This window comes from Rhizobium leguminosarum (assembly GCF_001679785.1).
GTDB classification, from domain to species: Bacteria; Pseudomonadota; Alphaproteobacteria; order Rhizobiales; family Rhizobiaceae; genus Rhizobium; species Rhizobium leguminosarum_R.
In genome coordinates this window covers 2,501,412-2,514,716 of the sequence record NZ_CP016286.1, presented here as the reverse complement: position 1 = coordinate 2,514,716, position 13,305 = coordinate 2,501,412, and the positions used below count along the sequence as shown (strand labels likewise).

Here is a 13,305-nt window from a genome sequence, read left to right as displayed (position 1 = left end):
AATGCCGCGGACAATTGGCACTGAATCGGCCCGCAATCCCGCGGCCGATCGTGAACAGGGGGAAGTCATGTCGGACTATACCGAACTAGACAAGAAGCAGGATGTGCACATCCTGCATTCCATGGGCTACGCCCAGGAACTCGAACGGCGAATGAGTTCATTCTCGAATTTCGCCGTCTCATTCTCCATCATCTGCATCCTTTCCGGTGGCATCAATTCGCTGGCACAGGCGACCTCCGGTGCCGGCGGAGCCGCCATCGGCATCGGCTGGCCGGTCGGCTGCTTTATCTCGCTCGTCTTCGCCGTTGCCATGGCGCAGATCAGCTCGGCTTATCCGACGGCCGGCGGTCTCTATCACTGGGGCTCGATCCTCGGCAACCGCTTCACCGGCTGGCTGACCGCATGGTTCAACCTGCTCGGTCTCGTCACCGTGCTCGGCGCCATCAACGTCGGCACCTACTATTTCTTCATGGGTTCGTTCGGCACGACCTATCTGGGGCTGACCGACTCGACGACGGTACGCATCATCTTCCTCGTAATCATCACCGGTGCGCAGGCGCTCGTAAATCACATGGGCATCGGACTGACCGCGAAGCTGACCGATTTCTCGGGTTATCTCATCTTCGCGACCTCGATCGCGCTGGCGGTCGTCTGCCTCATCGCAGCGCCCTCCTACGAGATCGGTCGCCTCTTCACCTTCGCCAACTATTCCGGCGAAGTCGGCGGCAATGTCTGGCCGATCACCTCCGGCGCCTGGGTCTTCCTTCTCGGTCTGCTGCTGCCGATCTACACCATCACCGGCTATGACGCCTCGGCGCATACGTCGGAAGAGACGGTCAAGGCTGCCGAATCGGTCCCGCGCGGCATGGTCGCCTCGGTGCTCTGGTCGGCGCTTTTCGGCTATATCATGCTGTGCTCTTTCGTTCTCATGCTGCCAAACATGGACGATGCGGCAAAGCAGGGCTGGAACGTGTTCTTCTGGGCGATGGACAGCCAGGTGAACCCGATCGTCAAGGATATTCTCTATCTTGCCATCCTGGTCAGCCAGTGGCTGTGCGGCCTTGCGACCGTCACCTCTGTCTCGCGCATGATCTTCGCCTTCTCGCGTGACGGCGGCCTGCCGGCATCGAAGGCGCTGTCGAAGGTCAGTCCGCAGTATCGCACGCCGGTGGCCGCGATCTGGACCGGCTCGATCCTGTCGGTTCTGTTCGTCTGGGGCTCTTCGCTCGCTACGATCGGTGATACGCCGGTCTATACGATCGTCGTGTCGTGCACGGTCATCTTCCTGTTCTTCTCCTTCGCGATCCCGATCACCCTCGGTCTCTTTGCCTGGGGCACGTCGAAGTGGGACAAGATGGGTCCGTGGAACCTCGGCGAAGGCGCCTTCAAGCTCTTTGCGGTGCTGACTGTCATCGCGATGATCCTGATCTTCATCCTCGGCATCCAGCCACCGAATGAATGGGCGCTCTACATCACCGTCGGTTTCCTGGTGCTGACGGCAATCGTCTGGTTCGGCTTCGAAAGCCGCCGCTTCAAGGGCCCGCCGATCGGTGCCGAAGTGGCAAAGCGTCAGGCCGAGATCGCGGTCGCCGAAGCAGCAGTCGGCGAGAGCGGCGAAAACTAAGCATCAAGGCTTCCCTCTCAAATGGCGGGGCCGCATCCTGCGGCCCCATCACCGGTTCAACGAAAAGGCATCGGGCCGCAAAGTCCGGCCGAACGCATGCGATTTCGTTGCCCCGATTTTCTCAATTCCCAATTCAGGCGGATCAATCATGAGCAGCAGCTACACAATCGACGATCTCAGGAAGGATGTTGCCGAAGGGCGCATCGACACGGTTCTGGCCTGCCAGGTGGATATGCAGGGCCGGCTGATGGGCAAGCGCTTCCAGGCGGAATATTTCGTCGAGAGCGCCTGGAAAGAAACGCACAGCTGCAACTACCTGATCGCCACCGACATGGAGATGGAGACCGTCTCCGGCTACAAGGCGACGAGTTGGGAGAAGGGCTACGGCGACTATACGATGAAGCCGGATCTTGCGACGTTGCGTCGTATTCCCTGGCTCGAAGGCACGGCGCTGGTGCTCTGCGACGTGCTCGATCATCACACGCATGAGGAGGTTGCCCACTCGCCGCGCGCGATCCTCAAGAAGCAGGTAAAGCGGCTTGAGGATATGGGCATGAAGGCCTACATGGCCTCCGAGCTCGAATTCTTCCTGTTCGACCAGACCTACGAGTCGGCACAGGCCTCCGGTTACCGCAACCTGAAGCTCGCCAGCGCCTATAACGAGGACTACCACATCTTCCAGACCACCAAGGAGGAAGAGGTGATGCGGGCGATCCGCACCGGGCTGCAGGGCGCCGGCATTCCGGTCGAGAACTCCAAGGGCGAGGCGTCGGCCGGCCAGGAGGAGATCAACGTGCGCTACGCCGATGCGCTCGCCATGGCCGACCGGCACGCGATTATCAAGAACGGCTGCAAGGAGATTGCCTGGTCGAAGGGCAAAGCCATCACATTCCTCGCCAAGTGGAATTACAACGCCGCCGGCAGTTCCTCGCATATCCACCAGTCGCTCTGGAGCCTGGAGGAAAAACCGCTGTTCTTCGACCATACCGGCAAATACGGCATGTCGCCGCTGATGCACAATTACGTCGCCGGGCTTCTCGCCCATGCGAGCGAGATCACCTATTTCCTGGCGCCCTACATCAATTCCTACAAGCGTTTCATGGCCGGCACATTCGCGCCGACCAAGGCGATCTGGAGCAAGGACAACCGCACCGCCGGCTACCGGCTCTGCGGCGAGGAGACCAAGGGAATTCGTATCGAGTGCCGCGTCGGCGGCTCCGATCTCAATCCCTATCTCGCCTTCGCCGCGCTGCTCGCCGCCGGCATTGAGGGGATCGAAAACAAGCTTGAGCTCGAAGCGCCCTTCGTCGGCGACGCCTATGGCGGCAAGGGCGTTCGCGAGATCCCGCGCACGCTACGCGCGGCGGCGACTGAAATGACGGAATCGGCAATGCTGCGCAAAGCCTTCGGCGACGACGTGATCGACCATTACACCCGCGCTGCCGAATGGGAGCAGGAAGAATACGACCGCCGCATCACCGATTGGGAAGTGGCGCGCGGTTTCGAAAGAGCTTAATAGGCATTTGCGGGCTGCTTGCCGCCCCTTCGCCCGCTTGCGGGAGTTAGAAGGAACGGTCGAGACCTGTGGCTCGACCCAGGCAAAGGTGCCGCCAGGCGGATGAGGGCTATGGCCCTCAATAATTTTGACGCATACGAGGACAGGAACAGATCATGGCAATGATCCAATGCATTTCACCGGTTGACGGTTCGGTCTATGCCGAGCGCGCAGCCCTTTCTTTCGATGCGGCCAAGGATGTCGTGGCGCGCGCCCGCAAGGCGCAGAAGGGCTGGGCGAAGCGGCCGCTCGAAGAGCGTGTGCAACTGGTGCTGAAGGGTGCTGCGCGGCTGAACGAGATGTCCGAGGTCGTGGTGCCGGAGCTCGCCTGGCAGATGGGTCGGCCGGTCAAGTATGGTGGCGAATACAAGGGCTTCAACGAGCGATCCAACTATGTCGCTTCGATAGCGGCGGATGCGCTAGCGCCCGTTGTCGTCGAGGAGAGTGAGCGTTTCGAGCGTCGCATCGAGCGCGAGGCGCATGGCGTCGTCTTCGTCGTAGCACCGTGGAACTATCCCTATATGACGGCGATCAATACGATCGCGCCGGCACTGATGGCCGGCAATACCGTGGTGCTGAAACATGCCTCACAGACGTTGCTGGTCGGCGAGCGGCTGGTGCAGGCCTTCACCGAGGCCGGCGTTCCCGAGGATGTGTTCCAGAACGTCTTCCTCGATCATGAAACGACGTCGGCATTGATTGCCGCCGGCAGCTTCCATTTCGTCAACTTCACCGGATCGGTCGAGGGCGGGCGCTCGATGGAGCGGGCGGCTGCCGGCACCTTCACCGGCCTCGGCCTCGAACTTGGCGGCAAGGATCCGGGTTATGTCATGGAGGACGCCGATCTCGAGGCGGCCGTCGACACGCTGATGGACGGCGCGACCTACAATTCCGGCCAGTGCTGCTGCGGCATCGAGCGCATCTATGTGCATGAATCGCTCTATGACGCCTTCGTCGAGAAGTCGGTTGCCTGGGTGTCGAACTACAAGCTCGGCAATCCGCTCGATCCCGAGACGTCGCTCGGGCCGATGGCGCACAAGCGCTTCGCCAAGGTGGTGCGCGAGCAGATCGCCGATGCGGTCTCCAAGGGCGCCAAAGCGCTTGTCGATCCCAAGCTTTTCCCCCAGGATGACGGCGGTGCCTATCTCGCACCTCAGATCCTCGTCGATGTCGACCACTCAATGGCCTTCATGCGCGAGGAGACTTTCGGTCCGGCAGTCGGCATCATGAAGGTGAAGAGCGACGAGGAGGCACTCGCCTTGATGAACGACAGCCAGTACGGGCTGACGGCCTCGCTCTGGACCAGGGATGCCGAGCGAGCAGGGCGGCTCGGCCGCGAGATCGAAACCGGCACCGTTTTCATGAACCGCGCGGACTATCTCGATCCGGCGCTTTGCTGGACCGGCGTCAAGGAGACCGGTCGCGGCGGCTCGCTGTCGATCATCGGCTTCCACAATCTGACGCGTCCGAAATCCTTCCATCTGAAGAAAGTCACAGCATGAGCAGCAACATCACCGCAAACTGGAGCTATCCGACATCGGTCAAGCTCGGCCGAGGCCGCATCGCGGAACTGGCCGACGCCTGCAAGAGCCTCGGCATCAAGAAGCCGCTGCTCGTCACCGACCGTGGCCTTGCCTCGATGGCGATCACCAAGACCGCGCTCGATATTCTCGAAGATGCCGGTCTCGGCCGGGCGATCTTCGCTGATGTCGATCCAAACCCGAACGAGAAAAACCTCGAAGCCGGCGTCAGGGCTTTCAAGGACGGCGGTCATGACGGCGTCGTCGCCTTCGGCGGCGGCTCCGGCCTCGATCTCGGCAAGTGCGTCGCCTTCATGGCCGGCCAGACGCGGCCGGTCTGGGACTTCGAAGATATCGGCGACTGGTGGACGCGTGCGAGCCTGGACGGCATCGCCCCGATCGTCGCGGTGCCGACAACGGCAGGCACTGGTTCGGAAGTCGGGCGCGCCAGCGTCATCACCAATTCCGAAACACATGTGAAGAAGATCATCTTCCATCCGAAGTTCCTGCCTGGCGTCGTCATTTCAGATCCGGAACTGACGGTCGGCATGCCGAAGATCATCACGGCCGGCACCGGCATGGATGCCTTCGCCCATTGCCTGGAGGCCTATTCCTCGCCCTTCTATCACCCGATGTCAGCCGGCATCGCGCTCGAAGGCATGCGGCTCGTCAAGGAATTCCTGCCGCGCGCTTATAGGGAAGGCACGGATCTGGAAGCTCGCGCCAACATGATGGCCGCTGCCGCCATGGGCGCGGTCGCCTTCCAGAAGGGGCTTGGCGCCATTCACGCGCTGTCGCATCCGATCGGTGCCGTCTACAACACCCATCATGGCATGACCAACGCGGTGGTGATGCCGGCGGTGCTGCGCTTCAACCGCAAGGCGATCGAGGAGAAGATCGGCCGTGCCGCGGCCTATCTCGGCATTTCCGGCGGTTTCGACGGGTTCTACGATTATGTGCTGAAGCTCCGCTCCGAACTCGGCGTGCCAGAGACGCTGTCGGCGATGGGAATCGCTGCCGACCGCATCGACGAATTGTCGGCCATGGCGATCGAAGATCCGAGTGCTGGCGGCAACCCGATTGCAATGACGCTCGAAAATACCAAGGCCCTTTTCAGGGATTGCTTCTGACAACATAAGAGCGGACCAAGAGACTGGCCTGGAAAACCTCGGTTTCCAGGCCTTTGTTCGTTTCGGCAACGTCCCTAGTTTTAGGGATGTGAAAAATACCGGCTGCAATTTCGCCGCGCGTGTTTCGAATTTGTTAACCATAATTAGAAAGGATGCATTAACCGCACAATGCTCCGAGGGTGCGTAAAAGAGCGATTCCAGCTCGCACCATTTTCCTTCCGAGGACCGAACATGCCTGTCATCACATTCGCAAATACCAAGGGCGGCGCCGGCAAAACGACCGCTGTTCTGCTGCTCGCGACCGAGCTTGCCCGCAAAGGTTATCGCGTCACCATTCTCGACGCCGACCCGCAGCACTGGATTTCACGCTGGCACGAAATATCAGGTCATGTGCCCAATGTTTCGGTGATCGATTTCGTGACGACTGCGTCGCTGCCGCTGCATATCAGCGAGAACAAGCACAATACCGACTATTTCATCGTCGACCTGCCGGGTGCGCGCAATCCGCTGCTCGCCACCGCCGTCGGGCTTTCCGACCATGTGCTGATCCCGATCCAGGGCTGTGCGATGGATGCGCGCGGCGGCGCGCAGGTGCTCGAACTGCTGCAATATCTGGATGAGAAGGCGGGCATCAAGATCGGCCATTCGGTGGTGCTCACCCGCGTCAACTCGATGGTGACGACGCGGGCGCTGCAAGTCGTCAAGTCGCTGCTCAGCGAGCGGCATGTGCCGGTGCTCGATACCGCTATCATCGAACGCTCCGCCTTCCGCGACATCTTCGACTGTGGCGGCACGCTGCACACGATCGATCCTACACGCGTCAGCAATCTCGACAAGGCCCGGGAAAACGCTGCCTGTTTTGCCGAAGAAATAATGCGCAAGCTGCCGGCGAGGCTGACGGCATCCGCCCGCGTGACGAGCCCGATGGTCCGCTCCGCCGCCTGAATATATATTCCCACCTGAAACGATAAGGCCGCCGGAGCGATCTGGCGGCCTTGTCGTTGTTATCGTGAGAATGATTTCAGTCGACGAATTCGACCGTCACTCCCGGCTTGACCATCTTGGCAAGCTCTATGGCATCCCAGTTGGTCAGGCGGATGCAGCCGTGGCTCTGGGTGCGGCCGATCTTCGAGGGCTCGGGCGTCCCATGGATGCCGTAGGTCGGCCTGGAAAGCGCCATCCAGACGGTGCCGACGGGACCGTTCGGGCCGGGCGGGATGTTGAGAATCTTGTCATTGGCGCCCTGCTGGAAATTGATCTTCGGATTGTAGGTGTAGCCGGGATTGAGGGCGACGCGCTCGACGTTGACCGTGCCTGACGGAGAGGGGGTATCGGTGGAGCCGATCGACGCCGGATAGGCGGCAAGCAGATTGCCGGCGCCGTCATAAGCGAAGACCTGCTTACGGCCCTTGTCGGCAATGATGCGGGCGACCGCGCCGCTCTTCGGCTCGCCCGGATTGACGACCTTGATGACGGTGCCCGGAACGGTGAAATCAGCGCCGGGGTTCATCTCCTTGAGGAAAGCCTCATCCATGTGGAAGCGCTCGGCCAGCATCTCGGTGGTCGAGGTGTAAGCCAGCGACGGCAGCAGCGCCTTATGCGAATAGTCTTCCGGAATCTCGGCGACGAAGGGGCCGGCCGCATCGGCAGGCGTGATTGTATAGCTGACGACGGGCAGCCCGCCGGTCATGCGCAGCTCTTCCAGAATGGCGTCGGTGTTGTTCGGGTCGAGCTTCGAGCCGGTCATCTGATCGTAGGCTAAGATCGCCTTGGTGACGTTCGAACCCATATGGCCGTCGATGACGCCGGGGGAGGCGCCGGCGCGGTCGAGGAAGACCTGCAAAGCGACGATCTCCGGCTTCGATTTGTTGTTCAGCGTGATGACAGGTTCATCGGGTGCGGCCTTCGGCTGATCGGCGGGCGGGATCTGCTGGTCGGGATCGATCGAGGCATAATCGTCGCCGGGCTGCGGATTGCCGATGCTGTTATCCTCGGGATAGGGCTGGTCACCGAGCGGCTGGCGCTCGATCGCGGCATCTTGCGGTATGCCGCCGGTGACAGCGCCGCGCTCGGAATAACGCATATCGCCATAGGGATTGTTGTCGGAATAATAGGGGTCGTTGCCGTACTGGCCGTTATAGACTTCGCGCGGGCCGGGCCGCGGCGGATAGTAGCCGCGGGCGCGCATCTCGGTGGCGACGACGTTGCCATAGTCGTCGATCAAGACACGATTGCCGCTACGGTCGCGGGCGTAGATATAGCCGGCTGGAACATAGTCGAGGATTTCACCGCTCGGCGTCACAAGCACGATATCGCTCTGGCGGCGATCGCGGAACTGCTGCGCGCCTGCCTGCGACGCTGTAGCCGCAAGAGCAGCCAGGACGGCCGCGAGACAAAATGCCGACTTCAAAAAGCGATCCACGTATCATACCTCGATCAGTGACTGGCAGACACACACCTGCGAATTTTGACGCTAGTGTGGAATTTATGAAAGCGTGCTGAACAAAATATGAAAATCACTAAGATTTCCTTTTACTCATAAACGTTTGCGTCCTTGTGTCAGTTCCGCAAAATTCACGGTTGCTGCAAAAACACAAGATAGGAGCCGCACTGATTGACGAATGGCGGCGTGAAACCTAACGCTAGCGCATCGTGCTTTCCGAAATCGGAAACGATTTTCGGAATGGACGATGCGAGGATTCAAAGAGTTAGAGCGTCCTTTGTGGCGTCCGGAAGGACGCACGGCGCTAAAGAGTCGATAATCCCTGAGGAGACCGTGATGATCGAATTTGCCGCCGCAAGCGGGCCACGCCTGATGCTGGATGAAACATCGGTGCTGGATATCGGCGGATGCATCGTCGAAGGCGTCGACATCGCGCCGAAACGCGCCATTCCCGACGATGGCGATCCGCGAATCGATCACTCGCTCGAAGGCTTCCTGTTCACCTGCGGGCCGGACCACATCCGCCACCGCCAGTCGATCCCCGGCCGGGGCGATGGCAAGGTCTATCCGCTGCACGGATCGGCCTCCGGTCATGCGGCAAAGGTGCTGTGGACGAAGTTCGAGAACGGCAATGCCGAATGCCGGGCCGATATCGACATTACTACCGTCGAGGGACTGCCGCAGCGCATCGAGCGGATGTGGCGGATCGATGGGGCGACCGGCGAGGTGCGGCTTGAGGACCGGGTCGTCAATACCAGCGATAGGACGGTGCCGACCTTCCTGATGTACCACATGAACACTGGCGGCAAATGGTTGGACGGGGGCACACGGCTCGAAGGCCGGATGCTGGAAAATGGCGGTTTCCCCTGGGCCTTCGGCGAGGAGCCGGGCGGCATCTTCTGCGTCGCGGCGCCGGCGACGGAGGAGGGTTTCGCGGAGGTCCGCCTTGGACCGATCGCCGCAATCGGCGGCAGGACGCTGCGGGTGCGTTTCCGTGCCGACACGCTGCCCCATCTGCAGGTCTGGCGGAACCAGAAGGCGCCGGCCCATATCATCGGCATCGAGCCGGTTTCGCATCGCTGGATATCGCGCGACGAGCTTGAGGCAGCTTGTGAATTCAACATGCTGGCACCCGGCGAGAGCCGCAGCTATGCGCTGACCTTTACCTTCCTGTGAGCGAAGTGTTGTTGACGCTGGCAGACCTCCGTCGTAGACCTTCAGCCCACGATTTTTGAGGAGACAAGACGATGGATATTCGCCAGATCGACGATGAATATTCGGTTTCGGGCCAGATCACGCTCGAGGAGCTCGACGAGATCAAGGCGCTGGGGTTCAAATCGATTGTCTGCCACCGCCCCGACCATGAAAGTCCCGACCAGACGTCGTTCTCCGTCATCGAGGCGCGCGCGAGGGAGCTCGGTCTCGAAATTGCCCATGTGCCTGTTGGGCCGATGGGCGTGACCGAGGAAGCCGTGCAGGGCATGGTCGACGCGCTCGACGAATTTCCGCGGCCGATGCTTGGCTATTGCCGTTCCGGCGCACGCTCGACGGCGATCTACCAGAAGACCCACCATATCCGCAATTGAGCCCCGTTCCGGGTGCAAACTTTCCGGCGCTGAACCTCAGCGCCGCCACCTTCCATTCACTCAGGAGACTATGATGAGCATCAAGCGTATCGACGTCGGCTCGCGCATGAGCGGCGCCGTCATTCACGGCAATACAGTCTATCTCGCAGGCCAGGTCGGCGAGGGCGAAAGCGTCACCGATCAGTGCAAGTCCTCGCTTGCCGAAGTCGACCGCCTGCTGGCTGCGTCGGGCAGCAGCAAGTCGAAGATCCTGCAGACGATCATCTACCTCGCCGACATCGCCGATTTCGCCGAGATGAACGCCGTCTGGGAAGGCTGGATCGATCCGGCCAATCCGCCGGCCCGCGCCACCAGCGAAGCCAAGCTCGCTGCGCCGAAATACAAGGTCGAGTTCATCATCACGGCCGCACTCGACTGAAGTCGCAGCGTCCCTAAAGCGCGTCGCGATCTTTCAGATTCGCTCCTTGCGCTTTAAGTCTTTGTTTTTACGCATGTCGTTGTCGCAAAACCGCTGCACACTTTTGCGCGACATGCTTTATCCTTCAAGGCCGGTGAGTTTTCTCACCGGCTTTTTGTTTGCGCGATTTCCGAGAGCGTGCGTGTCGGCGTGATCGCTTCGGGATCGAGCTTGATCTCGATGATCGCGGGTTTGCCGCTGGCGCGTGCGCGCTCGAAGGCCGGGGCGAAATCCGCCGTCGTCTCCACCGTCTCGCCGTGGCCGCCATAGGCGCGGGCAAGGGCTGCGAAGTCGGGATTGGTCAGATCGGTGCTGCTGACGCGCCCGGGATACTCGCGCTCCTGATGCATGCGGATCGTGCCGTAGATGCCATTGTTGACGACGACTGCGATGATCGGCAGGCCGTAGCGGATGGCGGTGGCGAATTCCTGGCCGTGCATCAGGAAGCAGCCGTCGCCGGCAAAGCAGATAACCTCGCGCTCGGGAAAGAGCCGCTTGGCAGCGACGGCGGCCGGCAGGCCGTAACCCATCGAGCCGGAGGTGGGGGCGGCTTGGGTGTTGAAGCGGCGAAAACGATGGAAGCGGTGCACCCAGGTGGCGTAGTTGCCCGCACCATTGGTGAAGATCGTCTCCGGCCCGGTATTGGCCTCCAGCCATTCCATGATCGGCCCCATATGGACGGCGCCCGGACCTGTCGATGGTGGCGTCGACCAGGCGAGATAGGCCTGGTGCAGGCGCGCGGTGCGCCCGGTCCAGTGCGGTTCGGCCGGCGCTTCCAGATCGGCGAGGGCCGCGACGAAATCGGCAGGTGCCGCGCAGATGGCAAGATCCGGGCGATAGATGCGGCCAAGCTCGGAAGCGTCGGGATAGATATGCACCAGCGATTGCTGGGGGTAGGGGATATCGATCAGCGTATAGAACGAGGACGGCATTTCCGACATGCGGCTGCCAAGCAGGATCAGCAGGTCGCTCTCCTTGATCTCCTTTGCCAGCGCCGGATTGATGCCGATGCCGACATCGCCGGCATAGCAGGGATGGAGATGATCGAACAGCATCTGCCGGCGGAAGGAGCAGCCGATGGGCAGTTGGAAACGCTCGGCGAAGCTCTGAAAATCGGCGACGGCATCAGCATCCCAGCGTGTGCCGCCAAGGATTATCATCGGCCGCTCGGCTTTTAGCAGGCGGAGATAGAAATCGTCGATCTGGCGGCGGCCGGGATGGGCCTCGACATTGGCATAGTGCCTGGCGCGGGGTGCCTCGACCTCATCGCGCAGCATGTCCTCCGGCAGTGTCAGCACGACAGGGCCGGGCCGGCCGGAGGTTGCGACCGCAAAGGCGCGGGTAACGAACTCGGGAATACGGGCAGCATCGTCAATCTCGCCCACCCATTTGGCGAATTCGGTGAAGGCGCGGCGGAACTCGACCTCCTGGAAGGCTTCGCGCTCGCGTGCTTCGCGCTGCACCTGGCCGATGAACAGGATCATCGGGATCGAGTCCTGCTTGGCGATATGCAGGCCGGCGGAGGCGTTGGTGGCGCCGGGGCCACGGGTCACCATGCAAATGCCGGGTTCGCCGGTCAGCCGGCCCCAGCAATCCGCCATCATCGCCGCTCCGCCCTCCTGGCGGCAGACGAGGACGTCGATATCGCTGTCGCGCAACGCGTCGAGCACGGCGAGGAAGCTCTCGCCGGGCACGCAGGAGAGACGCTTGACGCCGTTCGCCTTCAGCGCCTCGACGATCAGTTCCCCGCCAGTCTTCTTCATGACAATGCCTTCTTCATGACGATGCCTTCCTCTCGCGCTCGGCGAGTTCCGCCAGAATTTCTGCCTGGTGTTCGCCGAGACGCGGGCTCGGCCTGATATAACGCAGCGGCGTCTCCGACAGCACAACAGGCGTCCTGACACCGGGGATCACCGTTCCGGCGGCATCCGCAAGGTCGATGCGCAGACCGCGGGCCTGCACCTGCGGATGGGCGAACATTTCCTCGATCGTGTTGATTGCGCCTGATGGAACCGCGTTCTCTTCACAGGCCTTCAGCAGATCCGCCTTCTGCCATTTCAGCGTTTCGGTGGAGACGAGGCGGCGCACTTCGCCGCGATTGCCGACGCGGGCCTTGTTGGTGGCGAAACGCTCGTCGCCGGCGATGGCCTCCAGGCCGAGGATGGTGCAGAGGCGGCGGAACTGGCCGTCGTTTCCAACCGCGAGAATGAGGTACCCGTCCGCCGTCGGCACGACCTCATAAGGCGAGATATTGGGGTGGGCGTTGCCGAGGCGGGTCGGCGCCTCGCCGGAAACCAGGTAATTCATGTTCTGATTGGCGAGCACGGCCGATTGCACATCGAGCAGCGCCATGTCGACCAACTGGCCTTCACCGGTCTTCAGGGCATGGATCAGAGCGGCTTCGATCGCCGAGACGGCATAGATGCCGGTGAAGATATCGGCGATGGCGACGCCTGCCTTCATCGGCTGGCCGTCCGGCTCACCGGTAATCGACATGAAGCCGGACATGCCCTGGACGATGTAATCGTAGCCGGCGAGGCTGGCATAAGGGCCGTTTTGGCCGAAGCCGGTGATCGAGCAATAGACGAGCTTCGGGTTGACCTTGCGCAGGCTGTCATAATCGAGCCCGTATTTGACGAGGCCGCCGAGCTTGAAATTCTCGATCACCACATCGGCGGTGGAGACGAGGCGGCGGACGAGATCCTGACCTTCGGCGCTCTTCAGGTCGGCTGTGACGGAGCGCTTGCCGCGATTGGCGGCGTGGTAATAGGCGGCCGAGAGATTCTCGCCGTCGGCGCCCTCGACGAAGGGTGGCCCCCACTGGCGCGTATCGTCGCCGCCGTCGGGATTTTCGACCTTGATGACGTCGGCACCGAGATCGGCGAGCATCTGTCCCGCCCAGGGGCCGGCGAGCACACGGGCAAGCTCGATCACCCGGATGCCGGCCAGGGGCGGTTTTTTCGTCACGGTCTCCGTCATGTTCCTCCGGG

The 13,305-nt window shown here is 61.6% G+C and carries 11 protein-coding genes; 8 read left to right on the top strand and 3 right to left on the bottom strand.

What is annotated here, in order from left to right; all coding sequences use genetic code 11:
- Window positions 1-67: 67 nt before the first annotated feature.
- The 5 genes from BA011_RS12565 to BA011_RS12545 all read left to right on the top strand — a co-directional run bounded on the left by BA011_RS12565 (window position 68) and on the right by BA011_RS12545 (window position 6,774).
- Complete coding sequence (locus tag BA011_RS12565) at window positions 68-1,624, top strand: amino acid permease (RefSeq protein WP_186806550.1); 1,557 nt, start codon at window positions 68-70, stop codon at window positions 1,622-1,624.
- Window positions 1,625-1,772: 148 nt separating this feature from the next.
- Entirely contained in the window at window positions 1,773-3,140 is a 1,368-nt protein-coding gene (locus tag BA011_RS12560; RefSeq protein ID WP_065280714.1) for a glutamine synthetase family protein, read from the top strand.
- A 155-nt stretch (window positions 3,141-3,295) separates the two neighbouring features.
- Window positions 3,296-4,681: an aldehyde dehydrogenase family protein gene (locus BA011_RS12555; protein ID WP_065280713.1), complete on the top strand. Its 1,386-nt coding sequence runs from the start codon at window positions 3,296-3,298 to the stop codon at window positions 4,679-4,681.
- A complete protein-coding gene (locus BA011_RS12550; RefSeq protein WP_065280712.1) occupies window positions 4,678-5,829 on the top strand; it encodes an iron-containing alcohol dehydrogenase in 1,152 nt (383 codons plus the stop codon). Before BA011_RS12555 ends, BA011_RS12550 begins: the two co-directional genes overlap by 4 nt.
- 231 nt (window positions 5,830-6,060) lie before the next feature.
- Window positions 6,061-6,774: a ParA family protein gene (locus tag BA011_RS12545; RefSeq protein WP_065280711.1), complete on the top strand. Its 714-nt coding sequence runs from the start codon at window positions 6,061-6,063 to the stop codon at window positions 6,772-6,774.
- A 76-nt stretch (window positions 6,775-6,850) separates the two neighbouring features.
- Here BA011_RS12545 and BA011_RS12540 read toward each other — a convergent pair whose 3' ends face one another.
- Window positions 6,851-8,251, bottom strand: a complete 1,401-nt coding sequence (locus BA011_RS12540; RefSeq protein WP_065280710.1) for a L,D-transpeptidase family protein — start codon at window positions 8,249-8,251, stop codon at window positions 6,851-6,853.
- A 357-nt stretch (window positions 8,252-8,608) separates the two neighbouring features.
- Here BA011_RS12540 and BA011_RS12535 point away from each other — a divergent pair, with 357 nt between their 5' ends.
- The 3 genes from BA011_RS12535 to BA011_RS12525 all read left to right on the top strand — a co-directional run bounded on the left by BA011_RS12535 (window position 8,609) and on the right by BA011_RS12525 (window position 10,276).
- The gene (locus tag BA011_RS12535; protein WP_065280709.1) at window positions 8,609-9,448 is read left to right on the top strand and encodes a DUF4432 family protein; all 840 of its coding nucleotides are present in this window, start codon (window positions 8,609-8,611) and stop codon (window positions 9,446-9,448) included.
- Window positions 9,449-9,519: 71 nt separating this feature from the next.
- Window positions 9,520-9,858 carry a TIGR01244 family sulfur transferase gene (locus tag BA011_RS12530; protein ID WP_017961334.1) on the top strand — a complete coding sequence of 113 codons (339 nt, stop codon included), beginning with the start codon at window positions 9,520-9,522 and terminating at the stop codon, window positions 9,856-9,858.
- A 73-nt stretch (window positions 9,859-9,931) separates the two neighbouring features.
- Window positions 9,932-10,276 carry a RidA family protein gene (locus tag BA011_RS12525; protein ID WP_003541466.1) on the top strand — a complete coding sequence of 115 codons (345 nt, stop codon included), beginning with the start codon at window positions 9,932-9,934 and terminating at the stop codon, window positions 10,274-10,276.
- Between the two features lie 143 nt (window positions 10,277-10,419).
- On the opposite strand, the gene BA011_RS12520 is transcribed toward BA011_RS12525, so the two are convergent.
- Both BA011_RS12520 and BA011_RS12515 read right to left on the bottom strand, forming a co-directional pair.
- Window positions 10,420-12,078, bottom strand: a complete 1,659-nt coding sequence (locus BA011_RS12520; protein ID WP_065280708.1) for a thiamine pyrophosphate-binding protein — start codon at window positions 12,076-12,078, stop codon at window positions 10,420-10,422.
- Window positions 12,079-12,091: 13 nt separating this feature from the next.
- Window positions 12,092-13,294, bottom strand: coding sequence for a CaiB/BaiF CoA transferase family protein (locus tag BA011_RS12515; protein ID WP_065280707.1), 1,203 nt, complete (start codon window positions 13,292-13,294; stop codon window positions 12,092-12,094).
- Window positions 13,295-13,305 lie beyond the last annotated feature (11 nt).